The following is a 24,948-nucleotide window of genomic DNA, read 5'->3' as shown; positions in this document are numbered from 1 at the left end:
TGGACTAAGGGAATAAGCCAAGGGTTAAAGGGGCATTCTGCAAGCTGCAAGTAAGGGGGAATGGACAAATGAAGATCGTATCAGCCCGTGATTTCAGTCTCCAACGGGAGGTGGATTACGGCACACCTGATCAAAATGAGGCTGTGCGTACCATTATTCAGTCGGTACGCCAAGAGGGGGATGAGGCTGTCCTGCGGTATACGCGATCGTTTGATGGTGTATCGCTGACAGCAGAGCAACTTCGTGTGACGGAGGAAGAATTGAAGGCGGCATATGATAAGGTAGAGCCTTCTTTTTTACAGGCGATTCGAGAGGCGGCGGATAATATCCGTGCTTTTCACGTGAAGCAAAAACGTAATTCGTGGATGGACTTACAGCCAGATGGTAGCTTGCTCGGTCAAATTATCCGACCGTTGAAACGTGTAGGCGTGTATGTTCCGGGCGGTAAAGCAGCCTATCCATCCTCAGTGCTGATGAATGTCATCCCCGCTCAGGTGGCTGGTGTACCGGAGATTGTCATGGTGACACCCCCGGCGACGGGCGGCAAGGCAGGGATAGATCCATATACACTGGTGGCTGCGGCAGAGGCTGGTGTAACGGAAATATATAGGGTTGGCGGAGCGCAGGCGATCGCCTCTCTCGCTTACGGAACACATAGCATTGAGCCAGTCGATAAAATTTGCGGTCCCGGCAATATTTATGTAGCGTTGGCGAAGCGCGAGGTGTATGGCGCGGTGGATATCGACAGTATAGCGGGACCAAGTGAAATTGTTGTGTTGGCTGACGATACAGCAAATGCCTCTTATGTAGCAGCTGACCTGCTTTCACAAGCAGAACATGACGAAATGGCCTCAGCCATACTGGTTACGCCTTCGCAACGCTTGGCCGAAGAAGTATCAGGTGAAGTACAGCGCCAATTGGCGGAGCTGCCGCGCAGAGATATTGCTGCTGCATCGGTGGAGGCATATGGGGCTATCATTGTCGTCGACACTTTGGAAGAGGGCATCCATATTGTAAACCGACTGGCGCCGGAACATTTGGAAATTATGACAGAGCAGCCGATGGAGCATGTGGGTCTGATTGAAAACGCGGGAGCTATTTTCCTAGGAGCATACAGCTCGGAGCCAGTAGGCGATTATTTTGCCGGACCTAACCACATTATCCCGACGAATGGAACGGCGCGGTTTTCTTCGCCAGTGGATATTGATGATTTTATCAAGAAGTCGAGTATGATCTATTACAGCAAGGAAGCACTGCTGCGCAATGGAGAGACGATTATGCAGCTTGCCCGCCATGAAGGACTGGAAGGACACGCACGGGCGATACAAGTTCGATTGGACAATGAAAAGAAGGCGGTGGATGGCGATGGGGAACGAAAATAACGTAACAGAACGTACAGGCAGCGTCAGCCGAAAGACGAACGAAACGGATATTCAGCTATCTTTTGCAGTAGACGGCACAGGGCAGGCTGAGATTGAAACGGATGTTCCGTTTCTGAATCACATGCTGGATTTGTTCACCAAGCACGGACACTTTGACCTGAATGTACAGGCCAGAGGGGATGTTGATATCGACGATCATCATACCGTAGAGGATATTGGTATTTGTCTGGGGCAAACCTTGCTGGAAGCGTTGGGTGATAAAAAAGGAATCAAGCGCTATGCCAGCGTCTTTGTACCGATGGATGAGGCGCTCGCGCAGGTTGTCATTGATCTGAGTAACCGCCCTCACTTTGAGTATCGTGCGGAGTATCCGTCACAGCAGGTAGGGAGTTTTTCGACGGAGCTGGTGCATGAATTTTTGTGGAAATTTGCGTTGGAGGCTCGCATGACGCTACACGTCATCGTTCACTACGGGCAAAATACCCACCATATGATTGAGGCGGTGTTCAAAGCGCTGGGACGTGCACTGGATGAAGCGACATCCATTGATCCGCGGGTGACGGGAGTGCCTTCAACGAAGGGAGTGCTGTAGTCCATGTCCATTGCTATTGTGGATTACGGCAGAGGCAATCTGCATAGTGTGAGCAAGGCGGTTGAACGTCTTGGCTATGAGGCTGTAGTAACGGGAGATGCCCAAGTGATTCGTTCCTCCAGCGGTGTGATTTTGCCAGGCGTAGGGGCATTCGGGGATGCTATGGAGCATTTGCGTTCCAGCGGATTGGATCGGGTAATTCAGGAGGTTGCCAGTGCTGGACAACCACTGCTCGGTGTTTGTCTAGGAATGCAACTGTTGTTCACTCGTGGTGAAGAATACGGCAGTCACGAAGGGCTTAATATTTTACCAGGCGAGGTCGTTCGATTTGCTCCTGATCTGGGGGTTAAAGTGCCGCATATGGGTTGGAATCGTCTGTGTATGACTCAGCCGGATCACCCGTTGTTACAGGGCTTGGAGGAAGGACATGTGTATTTTGTACATTCCTATCATGCGAAGCCGGAGGTCGAAAGTGACCTGCTAGCGGTGACCGATTATGGTGGGCCCGTAACAGCTATCGTAGGCAGAGGCCATGTATATGGCATGCAGTTCCACCCAGAGAAAAGCGGGGAAATGGGGATGCGACTGCTTCGTCAGTTTTTGGAACTAGCGGAAGCGGAAAAGCGAGCGTAACGATTCATGGGTCTGCAATTGGTGGTACGCCAACTTTGCTCGCTGATTGATGTAATGGCATATAGATGTTGAATAGCTCACAAGGGGGTCATACTTTGTTCACGATATACCCGGCGATTGATATTCGCGATGGCAAATGTGTACGACTGGTACAAGGAGATTATAACCAGGAGACGATATACAACGAAAACCCTGTAGAGGTTGCCCAAGAATGGGAGCGTTTGGGCGGCTCCTACATTCATTTGGTTGATTTGGACGGTGCTAAAGCAGGTCAACCGGTGAACGATGAGCTCATTGGGCGCATCGCTTCTGCGGTGCAAGTGCCTGTACAAGTGGGTGGCGGCTTGCGTACACGTGAACATGTAGAGCGACTGTTGTCGCTGGGCGTGAGCCGTGTGATCTTGGGTACGGCAGCGATTGAGGACCGTGCTTTTACGGAAGCAGTATTGGGTACCTACGGTGATCGGATCGCCATTGGTCTGGATGCACGGAATGGCTATGTGGCCACGCGCGGCTGGCTTGAAACCTCGGAGGTTCGAGCGGACGAATTGGCTGCTGAGTTGGCCTCCAAGGGAGCGGAAACGTTCATTTTTACAGACATTTCCCGCGACGGAATGATGCAAGGCCCGAATGTGGAGGCGATCGTAGCGCTTGCGAAAAGCAGTGGACGAACCGTGATCGCTTCCGGCGGTGTCAGCAAGATGGACGATCTAATCACGCTGAGCACCTATGCGAAAGAGGGTGTAGGCGGTGCTATTGTGGGTAAGGCATTGTATACGGGCAGCATTGATTTACAGGTCGCCGTACAAGCTGTAGCAAAGGCATAGGGGGAGTAGGCATGCTGGCTAAACGTATTATTCCCTGCTTGGATGTAAAGGATGGCAGGGTGGTTAAGGGCGTTAATTTTGTGAACTTACGCGATGCAGGCGATCCGGTGGAATTGGCGGCACTTTATGATCGAGAAGGGGCGGACGAAATCGTATTTCTGGATATTTCTGCTTCAGTTGAAGGGCGTGCCACCATGGAAGAAGTAGTTCGTCAGACAGCCGGGGAAATTGCCATTCCTTTCACCGTAGGTGGCGGGATATCTCATGTCGATGATATGAAACGCATTTTGCGTGCCGGAGCTGATAAAATCGGCGTAAATACGGCAGCTGTCCGTAACCCTCAGCTGATTGCGGAGGGTGCGCGCAGCTTTGGCTCACAATGTATCGTTGTTGCCATTGATGCCAAGTACAACGAGGCGTGGGGCGAGTGGGAAGTGTATACGCACGGAGGCCGCACGCCATCTGGTATCCGAGCCTTGGCCTGGGCCAAGGAAGCTGAACAGTTGGGAGCCGGTGAGATTCTACTGACCAGCATGAATGCGGACGGAACCAAGGACGGCTTTGACCTGCCACTGACTTCCGCGGTATCGGATACCGTCGGGATTCCAGTTATCGCTTCTGGCGGAGCAGGAAAACAGGAGCATTTCTATGACGTGTTTACGGCGGGTAAAGCGGATGCTGGATTAGCAGCAACGATTTTTCATTATAAAGAAATAGGAATCCCTGAGCTAAAACGGGATTTGAAGCGCAGAGGAGTGGAGATACGATGAGCAACGAATTGAACCAACAGCTATCTCTGGAGCAGATACTGGATAATGTACGCTGGAATGAGGCAGGACTTGTCTCGGCGATTGTGCAGGATGATGCTACGCTTCAGGTGCTTACGCTGGCCTACATGAACCGCGAGTCGCTGAAACTATCTTTGGAGTCGGGAGAGACCTGGTTCTGGTCACGTTCCAGACAGGAGTTGTGGCACAAGGGGGCTACTTCGGGGAATACGCAAAAAATCACCTCCATCCAGCTGGATTGTGACGGTGATGCCCTGTTGGTACGTGTCATTCCGAGCGGTCCTGCCTGTCATACAGGAGCAACGAGCTGTTTTTTTCGTAATATTTCCGCGCCAGGAACCGCTGTAGCACCTGTTGCAGGAAAAGCAGGAGACCACACGTTGGTAAATGATGTTTCCAGTGCTTCAGCAGACCGCTTTGAGGTACTTGCCCAGTTGGAGGCGATTATTAAGGAGCGCGAAGAGACACGTCCTGAAGGGGCCTACACGACTTATCTTTTTGATAAAGGTGTAGACAAAATCTTGAAAAAGGTTGGCGAAGAAGCATCCGAGACAATCATTGCCGCCAAAAATAAAGATAATGACGAACTGCGCCTGGAGGTCAGCGATTTGATTTATCACCTGCTGGTGCTGTTGCAGGAGCGCAAGCTACCGCTCGATGACGTGCTGGCTGAGTTGAATCGCCGCCATGAACGTCCTCGTCGTGATTAGTACGGTTTGTTGTAGTGCTGTTGTAGTGTTGAAAGGGGGGGAGCCGCATGAAAATTGACTATCATACGCATCACGCCCGCTGCGGGCATGCCATAGGGAGTCTGGAAGAGTATGTACAGCAGGGAATTCGGCTAGGGCTGGATCAGCTCGGCTTGTCCGATCACATGCCACTACTGCATGTAAAACCGGCTGACTATTATCCGGAAATGGCAATGCCTATGGAGGAGCTGCCCCGATACGTGGAAGAATGTTTGGAACTGAAGGAACGTTTTAAAGGGCAAATTGATATTCGTGTTGGCTTGGAAGGCGACTACATCGAGGGCTGGGAACGAGAAATCGAAGACATCATCACCGCGTATCCCTGGGATTATGTGATTGGTTCCGTCCACTTTCTCGGTGAATGGGATGTCACGGACTTCCGTCAGGTACACCATTGGGAAGGCAAAAATGTGCTTGAGGTGTACCGCACGTATTATGATGCGGTTTCCAAGGCGGCAGCTACCGGTTTGTATGACATCATGGGTCATCTGGATGTCATTAAGCGCTTCGGCTATCATCCGAGGCCGGAGGAAATGGAGGAGCTGTGTGAACTGGAGCATGCCGCAATTTCAGCCGTTGCCCGTAGCGGTCGGGCGATGGAACTGAATGCATCAGGGCTTTCGAAGCCCTGTGCCGAGATGTTCCCGAGCCGCCGCATGCTGGAAGAAGCTTTTTCGCTAGGCATCCCGCTGACCGTCGGATCGGATGCTCATGATCCGGCGAAGCTGTCCGAGCACTTGGAGAAGGCACGCGCGCTTCTATATGAAGTCGGCTATCGCGAGCTTGCCGTATTTCAGCATCGCGAGCGCTCGCTGGTGCCGCTGACGCTGACGCTTTAATTATTACGTTTATTGGGTCTAAGTATCATTTCCAGTGGTTAGCCGAACGCTCCCTATTTCTACAGGGAAAAAGCGCTCGGCTATTTAGCGTATTCTTATATACATATCTATAGGTATACAAGAGTGTATCCGATTTTTGGAATGAGGCAGGATCGACTGTCAAGTCGTTTTGAAGTTGTGGTATACTGAAGGGTATGAACATGCCAGTTACTTTTAAAGGAGGTGCCTTGGTTATTTATGAAAGGGAAACATCTGCGAGTATCGGAACCTAGCCCTAAAATTATTGCTTTGCGTTTCGACGCATCTTTCTTTTTTGAGAAAGCTGTGCGCTCGCTTGATCGCAATCATTATGACAAGGCATTGAAATATTTTCGCAAAGCCGTTGAATATGAACCGGATAATCCGGTGAATCATTGCAATATGGCGGGTATATTATCAGAGATGGGGGATTATGCAGGTTCGAATGAGATCCTGTCCTCTGTTCTGAGTGACGTAGACTCGTCGATGACAGAGTGTTATTTCTATATGGCGAATAATTACGCTAATATGGAGCAGTTTGAAGAAGCGGAGAAAGCATTGGTCACGTACCTGGAGGAGGACGAAGAAGGCCAGTTTCTTGATGAAGCGGAGGAAATGATGGAGCTGCTCTATTATGAGCTGGACCGTCCAACGAAGCTGAACCGCATTAAGGCCCGGCAGGGAGTAGTAGAGCATGATCAGGCTCGTGTCCTGCTGGAGGAGGGGAAATTTGCTCAGGCAGCCCAGTTGCTCAAGCAAATTTCAGAGGAACAACCGGATATGTTCGCTGCGCGGAATAATCTGGCGCTGGCGTATTACTACATGGGATTGTTCCAAAATGCTAAGGCTACCATTATTCAAGTGCTGGAAGATGAGCCGGGTAATTTACACGCATTGTGCAACTTGGCGATCTTTTATCAGCACGAGGGCGGCGGCCCGGAATTGGATCGTCTGGTGCAGACTTTGGCGGTTACTATACCGTTTCAGGAGGAGCAGGTATTCAAGCTGGCGACCACTATGGGGATTCTCGGACGCCATGAGGAGGCCTATAGACATTTCCGCAGGTTGCTTCATGGCGATGGAGAGAACAATGCGGATGCTTCTTTGTACCATTACACGGCGGTAGCTGCTAGCAATACCGGAAGATATGCGGAAGCTCGGCGGTTGTGGAGTCATTTGCAAAAACAGGATGCTTCCTCGGAAGTTCCGCGGTTTTTCCTGTCCCGACTGGAGGAACTCCAGCAGGAGGGTACACCGCTGCAAGTGCTCAGCTATCATTATCATCTCCCGTTTGAGGAGCAATTCCGCATGTGGGAGAAGTTTGGTGCTGACCAGGTGCCTGACAGTATGAAGAAGGACCCGCTAATCCGGTCATCCTTCTTCTGGGCCTTGCGCCACGGGGATCGGGCGACTCAGCTTCAGGTCATTCAGGCGTTAAGCTTGATCGGTGATGATGAGGTGCGTCAGGCACTGGAGTCCTTCGTAGAAGACCCGGACCAGGAGGATGAGCTGAAACGCCGTGCCTTGCAAGTATTGCAAGAACTGGCGGAGCAGGGTGAGCAGAAAATGTACCCGGAAACGGAACATTCTGATCAGTTGGAGGTTGAGAACGATCCGCATACAATTGAAGGTGGTGTATCTGCTTCCCCGGTCGATCCACAATGGCAGGCAGTGCTGGATAAGGTACTGACCGTCATGAGCAGGCCATCAGATCCGGCCATGCAGCACGATTTGAGATCGCTTTGGCTGGAGTATTTGGATCGGCTTGCCCCGGAAGTTCCGATGGTTCAGCATACTGAGGGATGGGCAGCGGCGCTGGAATATTTGACAGCTAAAATGCATCATCATTCAGTCACCTATCAGGAAGTAGCCGATCGTTATGGTATTTCCGTATCGACCGTAAGCCGCTATGCACGCCAGATTGACAGCGTGTGTGGTATCAAACAGAAGCTGAAGCAGCCGCTCTCCACGTTTAAAAAGCAGGTCTGAGACCTGCTCCAAACATCACTTAAAGGAGGCAACAAACGTATGTATAAATCCATAATTATTGGTACAGGTCCTGCAGGCTACACAGCCGCTATTTATTTGGCACGCGCTAACATGAATCCGCTGATCATTGAAGGGATGCAGCCCGGTGGGCAGCTTACTACAACGACCGAAATTGAAAATTTCCCGGGTTTTGAGCAAGGTATCCTCGGGCCTGAACTGATGGATAATATGCGCAAGCAGGCTGAACGTTTTGGCGCTGAATTTACTTCCGGTTGGGTTGAGGAAGTGGATTTCAGCAAACGTCCTTTTAAAGTGAAGGTAGAGGGTAAAGGCATCATTGAGGCGGAGTCGGTCATTATTGCTACAGGTGCGTCCGCCAAATATCTAGGCATTCCGGGCGAGCAAGACAATGTAGGTCGCGGAGTCAGCACGTGCGCAACTTGCGATGGCTTCTTTTTCCGCGGGAAAAAGATTGTCGTGGTTGGCGGTGGCGATTCAGCCATGGAGGAAGCGAGCTTCTTGACCCGTTTTGCTTCCAGTGTAACCTTGGTCCATCGTCGCGATGAGTTGCGGGCGTCCAAAATTATGCAAGATCGCGCGCGTGAGAACGAAAAAGTACATTGGGCATTAAACCGGACTCCTCTGGAAGTTGTGACGGGAGAAGCTGGTTTAAAGGGTTTGAAGGTACACAATAATGAGACCAATCAGGATGAGCTGATTGAGGTAGATGGCGTATTCGTAGCCATCGGGCATACACCGAACACAGGTTTCCTGAACGGACAAATCCATACCGATGAACACGGCTATATTGTTGTGAAGCCAGGCACAACAGAAACGAATATCCCCGGAGTTTTTGCCTGTGGGGATGTACAGGATAACCGTTACCGTCAAGCTATTACGGCTGCGGGAACGGGCTGTATGGCGGCTATGGACTGCGAGAAGTATCTCGAAGGCAGTGCTGTTCACGACTGGAGCGAGACACTGGATCAATAAAAGAGTGACTATAGTACACAAAAAGGCTAGCAGGAGAGCGAAGGAAGCCTCTGTTATGCCGTATGTTTTTGTTCAGGAAGAGAAAGCCTGCTGCGTTTGCACAGGCTTTCTCCTTTTTATGGGTGCATGAGGTTAAAAGTTCCGCTAATCGTACACTTTTCAACAAGGAAGTGTCCTTGACCGTAACGGGGGCTTCAATTATAGTTGGAACGTAGGAATACTATTATGAAGTAGGAATTGTAATCGTACATTTCATACCAGGTTTTTAAGTAAACACAAAGGTGGCTTGGAACATGTCTGAAAGTATCTATGTAGGTGTCGATTTGGGCGGTACCGCGATTAAAGTCGGCATTTGTAATGAAAACGGACAGCTTTTGCACACATATGAGGGACCAACCGAAACCGATAAAGGTGTAGACGTTGTCATCGGTAATATCGAAAAATATGTGCGGCATATTGTTGAGCAATCTCCTTATGAGTGGGATCAACTAAAGGGTGTCGGTGCAGGCGTTGCAGGTTTTACGAATGTTCGTGATGGTATTATTGTCCTCGCTCCTAATATTGGCTTTCGTGACGTACCGATCCGTGCGCTCCTAGAGAACCGGATTGGCAAGCCTGTGAAAATAGACAACGATGCGAATGTTGCTGCGCTGGGTGAGGCTTGGGCTGGTGCAGGCAAAGGCATAGAAAACTGCGTATGCTATACCCTGGGAACAGGCGTAGGTGGCGGTATTATTATAAACAGTAAAATATACCAAGGCTCTTCGGGCATGGCCGGAGAAATTGGCCATATCAGTGTCGTACCTGATCTGGAGGCTATTCAGTGTGGGTGCGGCAAAATGGGTTGCTTGGAAACTGTATCTTCCGCAACAGGCATCATTCGTATGGCCAAGGACGCTGTGGAACGTGGCGACCGGACCTCTCTGGCGCTGGAAGATCAAATTGCTGCCAAGGAAGTATTTGATGCTGCTAAAGCTGGAGATGAAGTCGCGCTGCGTATCGTGAACCGGGCTGCCTTTTATTTGGGGAAATCCATGGCAGCGGTTGCCGCTGTGCTTAATCCAGAGTTGTTTATTATAGGCGGCGGTGTTTCTAAAGCAGGCGACTTTTTATTTGAAGAGATGCGTCGCGTATACGCCAAGCTGGCACCTGAACCGCTTCAAAAGGGTGTATATATCGTACCAGCGGTGTTAGGCAATGACGCAGGTATCGTAGGGGCTGCAGGGTTGCTGCTACGCTCCTGATCCACAGGTTATTGATAATACGGGTACTGGTATAGAGCGAAGAAGCAAAAGGAGAGGGAAGTCCATATGACAGACAACCTAAAAAATGCTGCGCCGTGGGCAACGCTCATTATTATTACGGGGATGTCAGGCGCAGGGAAGACCATTGCGGTTCAGAGCCTGGAAGACTTGGGCTTCTTCTGCGTTGATAATTTGCCCCCTGTACTGATTCCCAAATTTGCCGAGTTGATTGAGCAGTCGAACGGTAAAATAGGCAAGGTGGCACTCGTAATTGATTTACGCGGACGAGAATTTTTCACTGCCTTGTCGGAATCTTTGAATTATATTAAAGATCATTTTACGATCCATTGTGAAATTTTATTCTTAAATGCGAATGATGGCGTTCTCGTACAGCGGTATAAGGAAAGCCGTAGACGTCATCCGTTGGCTCCAGACGGCATGCCTTTGGATGGGATTCGGTTGGAGCGCAAGATGTTGGAAGAATTAAAAAGCTCAGCTACACAGGTTATTGATACAAGTGTGATGAAGCCTGCAACCTTAAAGGCGAGGATTATTTCACGATTTTCTCATCTGGAGAGTAGTATGCTTTCCGTGAACATTACTTCTTTTGGCTTCAAGTATGGTATTCCCATTGATGCCGATCTTATATTCGATGTGCGCTTCCTGCCTAATCCCCACTATGTGGACCAACTACGTCCCCACACGGGACAGGATAGCGATGTATATGATTATGTCATGAAATGGCCCGAGACTCAGGCATTCTTGACCAAGTTGCTGGATATGTTACACTTTTTGATTCCGCAATATCGCAAAGAAGGCAAAAGCCAGGTCATTATCGGCATTGGCTGTACTGGCGGTAAGCATCGTTCTGTTGCAATATCGGAGTATTTAGGAAAAATGCTGGGTGCCAGCGAGACAGAATCTGTTTCTGTTTCGCATCGGGATGCTGATCGGGACCGGCATTAATGAGGTGAAATCATGAAAGAGACCGGATCACAACGGGAGCGCCCACGTATTGTTGTTATGGGCGGCGGAACCGGCTTGTCCGTCATGCTGCGGGGCTTAAAGCAAAAGCCGTTAGATATTACGGCTATTGTTACAGTCGCTGACGATGGCGGAAGTTCCGGGATTTTGCGCAGTGAGCTACAGATGCCCCCTCCAGGGGATATTCGCAATGTGCTGACTGCCTTGGCTGACGTGGAACCAGTGATGTCAGATATGCTGAAATACCGTTTCGGTGCGGGATCAGGATTGTCAGGCCATAGCCTGGGTAATCTGATTTTAGCAGCGATGACCGATATATCGGGAGATTTCGTAACGGCGGTGCGTGAGCTTAGCCGTGTATTTGCTGTCCGGGGACGTGTGCTACCGGCAGCCGAGGAAGGCGTTGTGTTAAGCGCCGAGATGGAGGATGGCACGGTGATTACCGGGGAGTCCAAGATCCCGGAAGCGGGCGGACGCATCAAACGCGTCTTTCTTGAACCGACTCACGTGGAGCCGTTGCCTGAGGCTGTAGAGGCCATTAATGAAGCCGATGCGATTTTGATTGGCCCCGGCAGTCTATATACCAGCATATTACCAAATTTGCTTGTACCTAAACTCGCTGAAGCTGTAGTAAAATCAGACGCTATCAAAATATTTGTCTGTAACGTTATGACCCAGCCTGGGGAAACCGATGGTTATACGGTAGGAGATCACCTGCAAGCTATTTTTGAGCATGTAGGGCATCATCTCTTCGACTATGTCATTGTAAATAACGGAGAAATTCCACCCCAAGTACAGGAAATGTATGCCGAGCAGGGAGCCAAGCCAGTTCAAGTAGACATGGGCGAGCTGACCGACCGGGGATATAAAGTGGTGGCAGATACATTAGTTCTGTTCCGCACGTATTTACGGCATGATGCCGACAAATTGAGCCAGCATATCTACCAATTGGTACAAAACTGGATATTAAGAAGGAGGTGAGTCCCTTGTCCTTTGCGGCACAAACGAAAAAAGAGCTTACGATGATTGAAAGCCAGTCCTGCTGTGAGAAAGCGGAACTATCTGCGCTCATACGTATGCTCGGATCCGTACAACTGTCGAATAAAAGGGTGATATTGGACGTGTCCACAGAAAATGCCGCGATTGCAAGGCGGATTTACTCCTTGATCAAGAAGCATTTTCAACTTCATATCGAACTGCTTGTACGGAAAAAAATGCGCTTGAAAAAAAATAATGTGTACATTGTCCGTATTCCCAATGGTGTGCAGCAACTGCTAAAGGATCTTTATATCGTCACAGAAGGTTTCTTATTCACTGACGGGATTAATCGGGATATCGTTCGGAAAAACTGTTGTAAGAGGGCTTATTTGCGGGGCGCCTTTATGGCAGGTGGCTCTGTCAACAATCCTGAAGGATCGTCTTACCACCTTGAAATTTCTTCGATGTATGAGGAGCATTGTCAGGCACTCGTTGATCTTGCGAATGAATTTCATCTAAATGCTCGCTGTATTGAGCGAAAAAAAGGTTTTATTCTCTACATCAAGGAAGGCGAGAAGATCATTGAGCTGCTTAGCATCATTGGGGCGCATCAAGCCTTGTTCAAATTTGAAGATGTACGCATTATGCGCGATATGCGCAACTCCGTAAATCGCATTGTCAATTGTGAAACGGCTAATTTGAACAAGACGATCGGAGCTGCTGTCCGGCAAATTGAGAATATTAAGTTGCTGGAGAGGGAAGTTGGTTTGGAGACCTTGCCGGATAAACTGCGTGAAGTGGCAGAAATTCGGCTCGCTCATCCCGATTTGAATTTGAAAGAAGTCGGGGAAATGCTTAAAGGGGTCGTGAGTAAATCGGGTGTAAATCATCGGCTTCGCAAAATTGATGAGATGGCTGACAAAATTAGGGGCGAAAATGGCCTGATTCCGTAAAAAGAGTGTCCATGGGGCTTTTAGCCCCGGTTTTTTTAGTTTTTTTTCTAGTGTCTGTCCCGGGTTAATGTTATAATGTGATAAATAAAATGGAGTAAGTAGTGTCCAGATTTATTTGATGAGGGGGTAAGCTGACATGTCAAAACATCCGGTAGTCGTACGCTTGAAAACAGGACTGCACGCCAGACCTGCTGCGTTGTTCGTACAGGAAGCGAATAAATATTCATCTGAGATTTTTGTGGAAAAAGATGACAAAAAAGTTAATGCCAAGAGTATCATGGGTATTATGAGTCTTGCCATCAGTACAGGTACTGAAATCAATATTAGTGCTGAAGGTGCGGACGCCGAACAGGCTGTAAACGCTTTAGTAAGTTTGGTTAGTAAGGTAGAGCTGGAAAATCAATAAACAAAGATTTGCTTTGTAATATGATGTATGCTCTTAGTGAAAAGCCCCTTTGGGGCTTTTTTTGTATCCAGAAAAAAGTCTTCGAACGCTCCTCCGTTAACTGTTCTATGTGTGGATTTGTTGAATATAGAGACCGTATTAAGTTCAAGTTATAAATAATTAAAATTTCCGTGGTCATGCTCTGTTTCGGAAATATGTATGCTTGGCTGCAACCTTTTTTCGTCATTTCCGTCTGGAAGGTACAAACATTTACAAGAAAGAGGTTGAATTCAATGAGACTTTGGACAAAAACAGTAGCCACGGCAGTTCTCGCAGGAGCATTAATGGCAGGGGGAGTAGCAGGAGGATTATGGACAGGGGAAGATCGTGCCTATGCTGCGTCAACAGCTTCGACGGTAAACGGTGTAATTAATGTGACTGGAAGCGGGGAAGTAATGGCGAAGCCTAATATTGCTTATCTCTCTATCGGTGTACAATCAGAAGGGAATACGGCAGCCGCTGCTCAAAAAGCCAATGCTACAAAATTGAACAAGGTTACACAACTGCTGAAAGAAAAGTGGAGCATCAGCGCAGATGACATTCAGACCAGCCAGTTTTATGTACAGCCTAACTACACCTATAACGAAAAAGAAGGGCAAAAGCTCAAAGGGTACACTGCCAACCATACACTTTCCGTCAAATACCGCGATTTGGATAAAATTGGTCAGTTATTGGATGAGGCGACCAAGTCCGGAGCCAATAACGTGGATAATGTACGTTTTTCCGTGGAAGACCCTTCGACTTATGAAGAGGAAGCCATTACTAAGGCATTGGGAAGCGCACAATCTAAAGCCAGTGCTGTAGCTAAAGCAGCCAAACGCGGGTTAGGTGCCCTTGTGAGTGTGACGGTAGATGGCGGAGAAGCACAAGTCTTTACACAACGTGAAAATGCCATGTCAAAATCGCTCTTGGACGTAGCAGGTGGCGGGACAGAGATCCAATCGGGACAAGTAACAGTGAAAGTTCAGGTGTCGGCTCAGTACGAAATGAACTAATACAGATCATCAAACGAAGCCACAAGCGGCCTGCATCATGCGTAGGCTGGCTTGCTGGCTCTTTTTGTATATCGAAACCTTTTTGTAATGAGTCTGTCATAGCTAAGGGTTATTAGGTGTACATATTGAAATCGGAGAGTGTACAGATTGTAAACTACATACAATAGGGTATAGATATAATAAGAAAAGTAATTATCACACATAGACAATACAGATCAATAACAGGAGGAATACTTAATATGAGTAAGCATGCGAAAAAATGGGGTTCAGCACTGCTGGCAGCAGGGATTTTAGCAGGAGTCGCAGCTGTTCCCGTTTCCTATATCCAGGCAGCATCGACCAAACAAGCGACAACACAGCAACCAGGAATCACCATCCAATGGAATGGTAAAACGTTGCCCGCTAAAGGTGTTCAAGTGAACGGGAGTACAATGATTCCGGTGGCCGCTTTGCGTGACAGCCTGGGGATTCCAGTAAGCTATGATGCGAAAACAACGACATATACCGTAGGTAGCGGGTACAATAAACTTTACATTATGGCTTCTTCCTCGGATGCCTACGTCAACGTCAATGGAATCAATACACGTAGCATGGATGCCAAACAGATCGCTGGGAAGCTATACATTCCTATGAGTCTGCTGAAAGACTATCTAGGCATAGATGCTCAATGGAATGCTGCTCAGAAAACAGTAACGCTGAGTAAAAGCCAGCTAAATCCGATCACCATTGCGTCTCAAACACTTCCAGCTTCGAGTAATGCGAAGGTGTCCTACAAGATTAAGTACCCGCAAATCAGCGGCAGTCAGCTGAATCCTGAGGCTCAACAGGCCATTAACAATGTGCTTAAAAAGCATGCAGAGGGTATATTGGTAGCAGGCAAAAAGATGATGGCTGAGGGTGAGGCTACAACAGAAAGACCGTATGAGTTCGGAAATGACTTTGCGATTGCCTATAACAAAAATGGTATTCTGAGTGTGATTATGCAGGATTACTCGTATACGGGTGGCGCACATGGCATGACGGCACGTAAAGGATATACGTTCTCGCTCGCTGATGGTAAACTGCTGCAATTGTCTGACGTTTTGAAGGCAAATCCGAACTATAAAAAGTTCCTCAATGCTGATTTGAAGAAAAAAATCGATGCGCTTCAGGCTGGCGAAGGATTCGGCAAATTTAAAGAGCTGGCGTCAGATCAGAATTTTTATGTGACGAGCAGTGGAGTAACAATTGTGTTTGATTTGTATGATTATGCGCCATACGCGTATGGAATTCCGGAGTTTACCTACTCGTTCGGTCAACTGCTGCCTCAAGGCGGAAAGCCTTTTGCGGAACAGCATGAATAGTAGGAGTAAACAATTCCAATTGTCTATAACCTAAAAAAACAATAAAGCAAAAAAAGCTGCCTACCGGATAAAACATCCGGGGCAGCTTTTTCATTAACCGGCTATCGAGAGGCAAATTTCTTCTCTTATACACCTTCTGGAGAGGAGCTAGTTAGCACTTTATCAATAATACCGTATTCCTTGGCATCATCAGCGGACATGAAGTAGTCACGGTCTGTGTCTTTTTCAATGCGCTCCAGTGGTTGGCCTGTGCGATCTGCGAGAATGCGATTCAATTTGTCACGCATTTTCAGAATGCGGCGTGCACGGATTTCAATATCCGTTGCCTGGCCTTGTGCACCACCCAGTGGTTGGTGAATCATAATTTCACTGTTTGGCAAAGCGAAACGTTTACCTTTGGCGCCTGCATTTAGCAAGAACGCGCCCATGGAAGCCGCCATACCTACGCAAATCGTAGATACGTCAGGTTTAATGTATTGCATCGTATCGAAAATGGCCATACCAGCTGTAATGGAACCGCCAGGACTGTTAATATACAAGTGAATATCTTTTTCAGGATCTTCGGCAGCCAAAAACAGCATTTGCGCAATAATAGAGTTGGCTACAACGTCATTGACGTCCGAGCCTAACAAAATAATGCGATCCTTCAACAGTCTGGAATAAATGTCATAGGCGCGTTCGCCGCGGTTACTTTGTTCTACTACCATAGGAACATAGCTCACGTCAAAAAACCTCCCTTAAATATCGTTAGTGGATTTGGTGGACATGCCGATTACACGTCCCTTATTTATAAACTGTTACCGTATTAACCACATGATAAACAATTTCAAACAAAAAGTCAAAGAAAGTCAAACTAATGATTTAAAAAAAAGAGCCCTCAGCGCTCTTATTGGTTAAAACATTATATAGAAGCATTTATGCGTTCATTTAAAATGGCGCGCCCGCGAGGAATCGAACCTCGATCTCAGGCTCCGGAGGCCTACGTCATATCCGTTGGACCACGGGCGCATAGTTCAATCAATGCAAACAACCAACTAATTAAACAGCTAATTGGAAACAAAGATGATTATATGATATACAACAGTGAATTGCAAGCTTTTATTAAATGCGCATATTCAGGCAAATGGTTGAGAAATATAGGTTCAGATAGACTTGCATGTGGAGCAAATATTGGTTAAGATATACGTGGGACTTAAAAAGTTATCCCGGGACGTTTTAAGACCAGTTAGAGATAGAGCATTAGAGACAGAACTTAGAAGTGTGCGGGAGTGGAAAGCATGCGAAAGATATTAGAAATACAGAAGCAGCTTCTGCCCGACCTCATGGATGTTTTGAAAAAAAGGTACACGATCCTGCATCAGATTATGCTGTCCGATGTTGTTGGACGCAGAACACTGGCAGCTTCACTGAACATGACTGAGCGCGTGTTGCGCGCCGAAACCGATCTTCTTAAAGCTCAAGGGCTAATTGAGATTGAGAGTGTAGGCATGAAGGTGAGCAAAGCAGGACTGGATCTGCTGGAACAGCTGGAGCCGATTGCGAACAACTTGTTCGGCCTGTCCCAATTGGAGGACCAGATTCGTCAAGCCTATGGTTTGAGGAAGGTGGTTGTCGTTCCAGGGGATTCGGATGCTTCTCCGTTAACAAAGCAGGAGCTGGGGCGCGCTGGAGCAAAAGCGTTGCTGAGTGTTATGGACGACGAGGATGTGGTCGCTGTAACAGGTGGCACGACGATTGCCGACGTGGCGGAACAACTGGCACTACCTTCTAATGGCCCACTTAAGGGTGGGTGGTTTGTACCGGCACGCGGAGGTTTGGGAGAAAGCATGGAAATGCAGGCCAACACAATTGCTTCCACAATGGCTCGCAAGGTAGGCGCTCAATACCGTCTGCTCCATGTACCGGATTTGCTCAGCAATCATGCTTACAACTCCTTGCTTGAAGATACGAACATTCAGGATATATTGAACCTGATTCGCGAGAGTCGTATCATCATTCACGGGATAGGCAACGCCATAGCGATGGCACATAGACGTAAACTTGATCCCGAAACCTTTGCCCAGATCAGCAGTGAGGGGGCCGTTGCTGAATCGTTTGGTTATTACTTTAACGAAGATGGCGTCGTTGTTCACAGAATGCTGACGCTTGGACTTCGATTAGAGGACATCAGGCGTACCGATACGGTTCTAGGTGTAGCTGGAGGCAAGAGCAAGGCGGCCGCTATTCATGCGGTACTGCGTTTCGGACAAGAAGACATTCTAGTCACCGACGAAGGCGCTGCTGCCGAGATTGTAAGTCATTATTTAAATGGTTAAGATGGATTTATGAATGGTGTTGTCTTGACGGGCTTTCGGGTCTGTCTTGAATATATAAAACTAAACTAAACGAACTTTGGGAGGAACTCACTCATGACAGTTAAAGTTGGTATTAACGGTTTCGGACGTATTGGACGCCTTGCTTTCCGCCGGATTCAAAACGTGGAAGGTATTGAAGTAGTAGCAATCAATGACTTGACAGATTCCAAAATGTTGGCACATTTGTTGAAATATGATACAACACAAGGTACTTTCCAAGGAGAAGTAGAAGTACATGACGGCTTCTTCAAAGTAAACGGTAAAGAAGTTAAAGTTTTGGCTAACCGCAACCCTGAAGAACTGCCTTGGGGAGACCTGGGTGTAGATATCGTTCTGGAATGCACAGGTTTCTTCACAACTAAGGAAGCTGCTGAGAAACATTTGAAAGGCGGCGCTAAAAAAGTTGTTATTTCCGCTCCAGCTACTGGCGACATGAAAACTGTCGTTTATAACGTAAACCATGAAATTCTGGACGGTACTGAAACTGTAATCTCCGGTGCTTCTTGCACAACAAACTGCTTGGCTCCTATGGCTAAAACACTGCAAGACAAATTCGGTATCATCGAAGGTTTGATGACTACAATTCACGCTTACACTGGCGACCAAAACACTTTGGATGCTCCACATGCTAAAGGTGACTTCCGTCGTGCTCGCGCAGCAGCTGAAAACATCATTCCTAACACAACTGGTGCTGCAAAAGCCATCGGTCTGGTAATTCCTGAACTGAAAGGTAAACTGGATGGCGCGGCTCAACGTGTTCCAGTAGCAACTGGTTCCCTGACTGAGTTGGTAACAGTTCTGGAGAAAAACGTAACTGCTGAAGAAATCAACGCAGCAATGAAAGAAGCTTCTGATGCTGATACTTTTGGATACACTGAAGATCAAATCGTTTCTTCCGACATCAAAGGTATCACTTACGGTTCTTTGTTTGATGCAACTCAAACTAAAGTTCTGACTGTTGGCGACAAACAACTGGTGAAAACTGTAGCTTGGTATGACAACGAAATGTCCTACACTGCACAATTGATCCGCACGTTGGAATACTTCGCAAAACTGGCTAAATAAGAACAGTCTTATTGAGCAATAACATAGAGCGGAAACAGGTTATTGTTTCCGCTCTTTATATATCAAATGTGCCTTAAATTCCTGTTTCGTAAAATTATAAGGGTGCGGAGGAATATGGAGATGAACAAAAAGAGCGTACGTGATATAGAACTGAATGGAAAACGGGTGTTTGTTCGTGTAGATTTTAACGTTCCGGTTGAGGACGGTAAAATTACGGATGACAAGCGTATTCGTGAAACCTTGCCAACCATTAACTACTTGATTGAAAAAGGTGCAAAAGTTATTTTGGCGAGTCACTTTGGACGTCCAAAAGGTCAGGTTGTTGAATCCATGCGTCTGACTCCTGTTGGCGTACGTTTGTCTGAGCTGCTGAAAAAGCCAGTAGTTAAAGTGGACGAATCGGTAGGCGAAGCTGTTAAAGCGAAAGTGGCTGAACTGCAAAACGGCGACGTGCTGTTGCTTGAAAATGTACGTTTTTATGCAGGAGAAGAAAAGAATGATCCTGAATTGGCGAAGCAATTTGCTGAACTGGCCGACGTTTTCGTGAATGACGCATTTGGTGCAGCACACCGTGCTCATGCTTCCACTGAAGGTATCGCTCATATTCTTCCGGCTGTTTCTGGCTTGCTGATGGAAAGAGAATTGTCTGTTATTGGTAAGGCTCTGTCGAATCCAGACCGTCCTTTTACAGCCATTATTGGCGGTTCCAAAGTAAAAGACAAAATCGACGTGATCGACAACTTGCTGAACATTGCAGATAACGTAATCATTGGTGGCGGTTTGACTTATACATTCTTCAAAGCTCAAGGTCATGAAGTGGGTCAATCTTTGCTGGATGAATCCAAACTGGACGTAGCTCTTGGATTTATTGAAAAAGCGAAGAAGCTCGGCAAAAACTTCTATCTTCCGGTTGATATTGTAGTATCTGACGATTTCAGCGCTACGGCGAACACGGACATTGTGGATATCGACGGCATTCCTGCAGATTGGGAAGGCGTGGACATTGGACCGAAAACACGTAAAATCTATGCAGATGTGATCAAAAACTCCAAACTGGTTGTATGGAACGGACCAATGGGCGTATTTGAAATCGAGCCTTTCGCTGGTGGTACTCGTGAAGTAGCGGAAGCTTGCGCAACAACTGAAGCATACACCATCATTGGTGGCGGTGATTCTGCGGCTGCGGCTGAAAAATTCCACTTGGCTGATAAAATGGATCATATCTCCACTGGCGGTGGCGCATCACTGGAATTTATGGAAGGCAAAGCACTTCCGGGTGTTGTTGCACTGAACGATAAATAATCAAACGCACTATGCGTGAATAAAGCTTTAGGGCACCTAATAGTTAGGAGTTGAAACCATTGAGAACACCGATTATCGCGGGTAACTGGAAGATGTTTAAAACCGTACCAGAAGCTAAAACTTTCATCGAGGAGATCAAAGGCAAAGCGGAGGTTGCAGGAGTGGAGAGCGTGATTTGCGCACCATTTACGAATCTTCCTGCTCTGGTTGAAGCAGTAAAAGGCACGTCTATTAAAATTGGCGCACAAAACCTGCACTTTGCAGAAGATGGTGCATTTACAGGTGAAATTAGCGGTGGAATGCTGAAAGATCTGGGCGTAGACTACGTTGTGATCGGACACTCCGAGCGTCGTGAATATTTTAATGAAACAGACGAAACGGTGAACAAAAAGGTTCATGCAGCATTCCGTCATGGCCTGACTCCAATCGTGTGTGTAGGCGAAAAGCTGGAAGATCGTGAAGCTGGACAAACCAAAGAGGTTGTAAAAGTGCAAACTGTAGCAGCTTTTGCTGGTTTGGCTAAGGACCAGGCTGCACAAGTAGTTGTTGCTTATGAGCCGATCTGGGCCATCGGAACAGGCAAATCCTCCACTTCGCAGGATGCGAATGAAGTGATTTCCTATATCCGCAGTCTGATTAAAGAGCTGTATGATGAAAATACAGCAAATGCTGTACGTATTCAGTATGGTGGCAGTGTAAAACCTGAAAATGTTACTGAGTACCTGGGTCAAAGCGATATCGACGGCGCGCTCGTGGGCGGTGCCAGTCTTCAACCGGCGTCGTACATCGCGCTTGTTGAGGGGGCGAAGTAAGATGACAGCACCAAAACCGGTAGCTTTAATTATTATGGACGGGTTCGGATTGCGTGACACCGTAGAAGGTAATGCGGTTGCGCAGGCCAACAAACCGAATTACGACCGGTATTTACAACAGTATCCTCATACAACGCTGACGGCTTCTGGCGAAGCAGTGGGTCTGCCTGAAGGACAAATGGGTAACTCCGAAGTAGGTCACTTGAACATCGGCGCAGGCCGAATTGTATATCAAGACTTGACTCGTATTTCGAAGTCCATCCGTGAAGGTGAATTCTACGACAATGAAACACTGGTTAAAGCAGTGCAACATGCCAAGAAGAACAACACGAAACTTCACCTGTACGGACTTCTGTCCGACGGCGGCGTGCATAGCCATATCAGTCATCTGTTCGCTATGCTGGACTTGGCGAAAAAAGAAGGCTTAACAGAAGTGTACATTCATGCTTTCATGGATGGACGCGATGTTATGCCTGACAGCGGCGTAGGCTTTATGCAGCAGCTGATCGCTAAAATTCAAGAAGTGGGCGTAGGTAAAATTGCGACTGTACAAGGACGCTATTATGCTATGGACCGCGACAAACGTTGGGAACGTGTAGAGAAATCCTACCGTGCAATCGTGTACGGAGAAGGTCCTCAATACACAGATCCAATGGAAGCATTAAAAGAATCGTATGAAAAATCAGTGTTCGACGAATTTGTGGAGCCAACGGTTATTGTGAAGGCTGACGGCAGTCCTGTAGGGCTGGTCGAAAGCAATGACTCTGTTATCTTCCTCAATTTCCGTCCTGACCGTGCGATTCAACTGTCTCAGGTATTTACAAACGCGGACTTCCGTGGTTTTGAACGTGGTCCGAAATGGCCTAAAGATTTGCACTTTGTTTGCCTGACGTTGTTCAGCGAAACGGTTGAAGGCTTTGTAGCTTACGAACCGAAAAACCTGGATAACACGTTTGGTGAAGTGTTGGTTCAAAACAACAAAAAGCAATTGCGTATTGCTGAGACTGAAAAATATCCGCACGTTACTTTCTTTTTCAGTGGCGGACGTGATGTGGAGCTTCCTGGCGAAACTCGTATTTTGATCAACTCGCCTAAAGTGGCTACATATGACTTGCAGCCCGAAATGAGTGCGTATGAAGTAGCGGATGCTGCTGTTAAGGAAATCGAAGCCGACAAGCATGATGCGATTATCCTGAACTTTGCCAATCCGGATATGGTTGGACACTCCGGTATGCTGGAGCCAACGATTAAGGCGGTAGAGACGACGGATGAATGTGTTGGACGTGTTGTAGATGCGGTTAAAGCCAAAGGCGGCGTGGTTATTATCATTGCTGACCATGGTAACGCGGATATGGAAATTGATGAGCAGGGACGTCCGTTCACAGCTCACACAACTAATCCGGTTCCGTTCATTTTGACTGACGAAAATATCGTTTTGCGTGAGCATGGAATACTGGCTGACGTAGCTCCAACGCTTCTGGATTTGATGCAACTTCCGCAACCTGCGGAAATGACAGGAAAATCTATGATTGCATCCCGCAAGTAAGCTTGATTTAATAAGTATAGGCTTGACCAACAAATCATGATTCACAAAGGAGATTAAGTACAAATGACTATTATTTCTGACGTGTACGCTCGTGAAGTCCTCGACTCCCGTGGTAACCCTACGGTTGAAGTTGAAGTATATCTGGAATCCGGTGCTATCGGTAGTGCTATCGTTCCTTCCGGTGCCTCCACAGGCGCTCACGAAGCTGTAGAGCTTCGTGATAACGACAAATCCCGTTACCTGGGTAAAGGCGTTCTGCAAGCTGTTAAAAACGTGAACGAAATTATTGCTCCTGAAGTAATCGGCTTGGATGCTGTGAACCAAGTAGAAATCGACACGCTGATGATCAAATTGGATGGTACACATAACAAAGGTAAATTGGGTGCAAACGCAATTCTGGCTGTATCCATGGCTGTAGCTCGCGCTGCTGCTGAAGCTCTGGGCTTGCCACTGTACACTTACCTGGGTGGATTCAATGCTAAACAATTGCCAGTACCAATGATGAACATCGTTAACGGTGGCGCTCATGCCGACAATAACGTTGACGTACAAGAGTTCATGGTTCTGCCTGTAGGCGCTCCTACATTTAAAGAAGCTCTGCGTGTAGGCGCAGAAATCTTCCACAACCTGAAATCCGTACTGAACTCCAAAGGTTTGAACACAGCTGTTGGTGATGAAGGTGGTTTTGCTCCTAACTTCAAATCTAACGAAGAAGCTCTGTCCACTATTATCGAAGCGATCGAAAAAGCTGGTTACAAACCAGGTGTTGACGTATTCCTCGGTATGGACGTTGCCTCCACTGAGTTCTTCAAAGATGGAAAATACACTTTGGAAGGCGAAGGCAAATCCTTCACTTCTGCTGAGTTCGTTGACCTGCTTGCTTCTTGGGTTGATAAATACCCAATCATCACTATTGAAGATGGTTGCTCCGAAGATGACTGGGAAGGTTGGAAATTGCTCACTGAAAAATTGGGCAACAAAATCCAATTGGTTGGTGACGACCTGTTCGTAACAAACACAGAGCGTCTGGCTAAAGGTATCGATGAAAACATCGGTAACTCTATCCTGATCAAAGTAAACCAAATCGGTACGCTGACTGAAACATTCGATGCTATCGAATTGGCTAAACGTGCAGGATACACAGCTGTTATCTCTCACCGTTCCGGTGAATCCGAAGACAGCACAATCGCTGATATCGCTGTTGCAACAAATGCAGGCCAAATTAAAACAGGTGCTCCTTCCCGTACTGACCGTATTGCGAAGTACAACCAATTGCTCCGCATTGAGGATCAACTGGGTGAACTGGCTCAATACCACGGCCTGAAATCTTTCTACAACCTGAAAAAATAATATTGCGCAAAAATGCTGATGGCGTCTCTTGACTCATGGTTTATGATCATGAAGTCTGAACGCTCAAAGCTTTTTCGCATGAATAAAACAGGCCTACTCGCCACCGCGAGCAGGTCTGTTTTTTGTTATTATGGATGTGTATGAGAATTTATAACTTTGCAAAGGCTTAATGGCTGAGTGACTTGCTATAGCTGTTGTTATCTACTGGAAGCTGTGGTAGAATAGAAATAGTGTTTTGCGTTAATTTCCGGCTATTTATAACATGATATGTACATGTTTTCATAAAAGAGGCTGTGTTGTTTTGCAAAACAGATGTATAAGCTCAGGAGGTGGGATTTTTCATGGAAATCTTTTTGAAAGTGCTGCTCGTTGTGTTCTCGATTGCTGTTATTGCGGTTGTTTTACTGCAAAAGGGGAAAAGCGCAGGTTTGTCCGGTGCCATCTCTGGCGGTGCTGAGCATCTGTTCGGCAAGACAAAAGCTCGCGGTATGGATTTGATTTTACAACGCGCAACTGCTGTTTTGGGTGCGGGTTTCATGATCGTTTCTGTTTTAGTTGCATTTTTTGCAAAATAAGATAAATATGTACCTTAAGCCTTCGTTTCGCGGGAAACGGGGGCTTTTTTTAGATTTTGGACAGGCAGGGATGCCGTCGATTAAATTCGTGTATACTAGGGTATGAGTATATTAAGAGCCTTGTATCAGGAGCAAGGAACAAGGACATGCGGATTTTATTACTGAAAATTAAAGGTCACCCGAGGTGGACAA

24 protein-coding genes and 1 tRNA gene are annotated in these 24,948 nt (G+C 47.3%); 23 read left to right on the top strand and 2 right to left on the bottom strand.

The features are described from left to right. The first annotated feature begins 68 nt into the window (after nt 1-68). The 16 genes from hisD to WA407_RS25070 all read left to right on the top strand — a co-directional run bounded on the left by hisD (nt 69) and on the right by WA407_RS25070 (nt 15,752). Entirely contained in the window at nt 69-1,382 is a 1,314-nt protein-coding gene (gene hisD, locus WA407_RS25145; protein ID WP_336078652.1) for a histidinol dehydrogenase, read from the top strand. Further along, a complete protein-coding gene (hisB, locus tag WA407_RS25140) occupies nt 1,366-1,974 on the top strand; it encodes an imidazoleglycerol-phosphate dehydratase HisB (RefSeq protein WP_061830248.1) in 609 nt (202 codons plus the stop codon). The genes hisD and hisB overlap by 17 nt, the downstream gene beginning before the upstream one ends. A 3-nt stretch (nt 1,975-1,977) precedes the next feature. Further along, nucleotides 1,978-2,607: an imidazole glycerol phosphate synthase subunit HisH gene (gene hisH, locus WA407_RS25135; RefSeq protein ID WP_235306901.1), complete on the top strand. Its 630-nt coding sequence runs from the start codon at nt 1,978-1,980 to the stop codon at nt 2,605-2,607. A 95-nt stretch (nt 2,608-2,702) separates the two neighbouring features. Further along, nucleotides 2,703-3,434, top strand: coding sequence for a 1-(5-phosphoribosyl)-5-[(5-phosphoribosylamino)methylideneamino]imidazole-4-carboxamide isomerase (gene hisA, locus WA407_RS25130; RefSeq protein ID WP_023986478.1), 732 nt, complete (start codon nt 2,703-2,705; stop codon nt 3,432-3,434). A gap of 11 nt (nt 3,435-3,445) precedes the next feature. Beyond that, nucleotides 3,446-4,204: an imidazole glycerol phosphate synthase subunit HisF gene (gene hisF / locus WA407_RS25125; protein ID WP_013308248.1), complete on the top strand. Its 759-nt coding sequence runs from the start codon at nt 3,446-3,448 to the stop codon at nt 4,202-4,204. After that, complete coding sequence (gene hisIE, locus WA407_RS25120) at nt 4,201-4,932, top strand: bifunctional phosphoribosyl-AMP cyclohydrolase/phosphoribosyl-ATP diphosphatase HisIE (RefSeq protein ID WP_235306902.1); 732 nt, start codon at nt 4,201-4,203, stop codon at nt 4,930-4,932. The genes hisF and hisIE overlap by 4 nt, the downstream gene beginning before the upstream one ends. Nucleotides 4,933-4,979: 47 nt before the next feature. Next, nucleotides 4,980-5,810 carry a histidinol-phosphatase HisJ gene (gene hisJ / locus WA407_RS25115; RefSeq protein ID WP_336078651.1) on the top strand — a complete coding sequence of 277 codons (831 nt, stop codon included), beginning with the start codon at nt 4,980-4,982 and terminating at the stop codon, nt 5,808-5,810. Between the two features lie 237 nt (nt 5,811-6,047). Continuing rightward, complete coding sequence (locus tag WA407_RS25110; RefSeq protein WP_336078650.1) at nt 6,048-7,817, top strand: tetratricopeptide repeat protein; 1,770 nt, start codon at nt 6,048-6,050, stop codon at nt 7,815-7,817. A 39-nt stretch (nt 7,818-7,856) separates the two neighbouring features. Further along, nucleotides 7,857-8,810, top strand: a complete 954-nt coding sequence (gene trxB / locus WA407_RS25105) for a thioredoxin-disulfide reductase (protein WP_013308252.1) — start codon at nt 7,857-7,859, stop codon at nt 8,808-8,810. 293 nt (nt 8,811-9,103) lie between these two features. Beyond that, the gene (locus WA407_RS25100) at nt 9,104-10,054 is read left to right on the top strand and encodes an ROK family glucokinase (protein ID WP_336078649.1); all 951 of its coding nucleotides are present in this window, start codon (nt 9,104-9,106) and stop codon (nt 10,052-10,054) included. A gap of 66 nt (nt 10,055-10,120) precedes the next feature. Continuing rightward, a complete protein-coding gene (rapZ, locus tag WA407_RS25095) occupies nt 10,121-11,020 on the top strand; it encodes an RNase adapter RapZ (RefSeq protein ID WP_013308254.1) in 900 nt (299 codons plus the stop codon). A gap of 12 nt (nt 11,021-11,032) precedes the next feature. After that, complete coding sequence (locus tag WA407_RS25090) at nt 11,033-12,019, top strand: gluconeogenesis factor YvcK family protein (protein WP_023986485.1); 987 nt, start codon at nt 11,033-11,035, stop codon at nt 12,017-12,019. Between the two features lie 5 nt (nt 12,020-12,024). Then, entirely contained in the window at nt 12,025-12,969 is a 945-nt protein-coding gene (whiA, locus tag WA407_RS25085) for a DNA-binding protein WhiA (protein WP_061830212.1), read from the top strand. A 136-nt stretch (nt 12,970-13,105) separates the two neighbouring features. Then, nucleotides 13,106-13,375, top strand: coding sequence for an HPr family phosphocarrier protein (locus tag WA407_RS25080; RefSeq protein WP_013308257.1), 270 nt, complete (start codon nt 13,106-13,108; stop codon nt 13,373-13,375). 272 nt (nt 13,376-13,647) lie between these two features. After that, nucleotides 13,648-14,409 carry an SIMPL domain-containing protein gene (locus tag WA407_RS25075; RefSeq protein WP_336078648.1) on the top strand — a complete coding sequence of 254 codons (762 nt, stop codon included), beginning with the start codon at nt 13,648-13,650 and terminating at the stop codon, nt 14,407-14,409. Nucleotides 14,410-14,648: 239 nt separating this feature from the next. After that, complete coding sequence (locus WA407_RS25070) at nt 14,649-15,752, top strand: PdaC/SigV domain-containing protein (protein ID WP_336078647.1); 1,104 nt, start codon at nt 14,649-14,651, stop codon at nt 15,750-15,752. A 125-nt stretch (nt 15,753-15,877) separates the two neighbouring features. Here WA407_RS25070 and clpP read toward each other — a convergent pair whose 3' ends face one another. Together clpP and WA407_RS25060 are read right to left on the bottom strand one after the other, a co-directional pair. Beyond that, nucleotides 15,878-16,474: an ATP-dependent Clp endopeptidase proteolytic subunit ClpP gene (gene clpP / locus WA407_RS25065; protein ID WP_013368815.1), complete on the bottom strand. Its 597-nt coding sequence runs from the start codon at nt 16,472-16,474 to the stop codon at nt 15,878-15,880. 211 nt (nt 16,475-16,685) lie between these two features. After that, nucleotides 16,686-16,760 (bottom strand) — tRNA-Arg (locus tag WA407_RS25060). A 269-nt stretch (nt 16,761-17,029) separates the two neighbouring features. Here WA407_RS25060 and WA407_RS25055 point away from each other — a divergent pair. The 7 genes from WA407_RS25055 to secG all read left to right on the top strand — a co-directional run bounded on the left by WA407_RS25055 (nt 17,030) and on the right by secG (nt 24,756). Next, on the top strand, nt 17,030-18,067 hold the full coding sequence (locus tag WA407_RS25055) for a sugar-binding transcriptional regulator (RefSeq protein WP_013308261.1): 1,038 nt from the start codon (nt 17,030-17,032) through the stop codon (nt 18,065-18,067). A 93-nt stretch (nt 18,068-18,160) separates the two neighbouring features. Continuing rightward, nucleotides 18,161-19,171 (top strand): type I glyceraldehyde-3-phosphate dehydrogenase, encoded by a 1,011-nt coding sequence (gap, locus tag WA407_RS25050; protein WP_165179540.1) that lies wholly within the window; start codon nt 18,161-18,163, stop codon nt 19,169-19,171. Nucleotides 19,172-19,291: 120 nt separating this feature from the next. Next, complete coding sequence (locus tag WA407_RS25045) at nt 19,292-20,473, top strand: phosphoglycerate kinase (RefSeq protein ID WP_013308263.1); 1,182 nt, start codon at nt 19,292-19,294, stop codon at nt 20,471-20,473. A 59-nt stretch (nt 20,474-20,532) separates the two neighbouring features. After that, complete coding sequence (gene tpiA / locus WA407_RS25040) at nt 20,533-21,285, top strand: triose-phosphate isomerase (RefSeq protein WP_013308264.1); 753 nt, start codon at nt 20,533-20,535, stop codon at nt 21,283-21,285. Nucleotide 21,286: 1 nt separating this feature from the next. Continuing rightward, complete coding sequence (gene gpmI, locus WA407_RS25035; protein ID WP_336078646.1) at nt 21,287-22,831, top strand: 2,3-bisphosphoglycerate-independent phosphoglycerate mutase; 1,545 nt, start codon at nt 21,287-21,289, stop codon at nt 22,829-22,831. 63 nt (nt 22,832-22,894) lie between these two features. Beyond that, nucleotides 22,895-24,181 carry a phosphopyruvate hydratase gene (gene eno / locus WA407_RS25030; protein ID WP_013308266.1) on the top strand — a complete coding sequence of 429 codons (1,287 nt, stop codon included), beginning with the start codon at nt 22,895-22,897 and terminating at the stop codon, nt 24,179-24,181. A 341-nt stretch (nt 24,182-24,522) separates the two neighbouring features. Beyond that, entirely contained in the window at nt 24,523-24,756 is a 234-nt protein-coding gene (secG, locus tag WA407_RS25025) for a preprotein translocase subunit SecG (RefSeq protein ID WP_013308268.1), read from the top strand. The last annotated feature ends 192 nt before the right edge of the window (nt 24,757-24,948 follow it).

This window comes from Paenibacillus sp. 203 (assembly GCF_037027525.1).
Classification (GTDB): Bacteria; Bacillota; Bacilli; order Paenibacillales; family Paenibacillaceae; genus Paenibacillus; species Paenibacillus polymyxa_B.
Note: the sequence above shows the minus strand (reverse complement) of the source record. Positions and strands in the feature narration are given on the sequence as shown.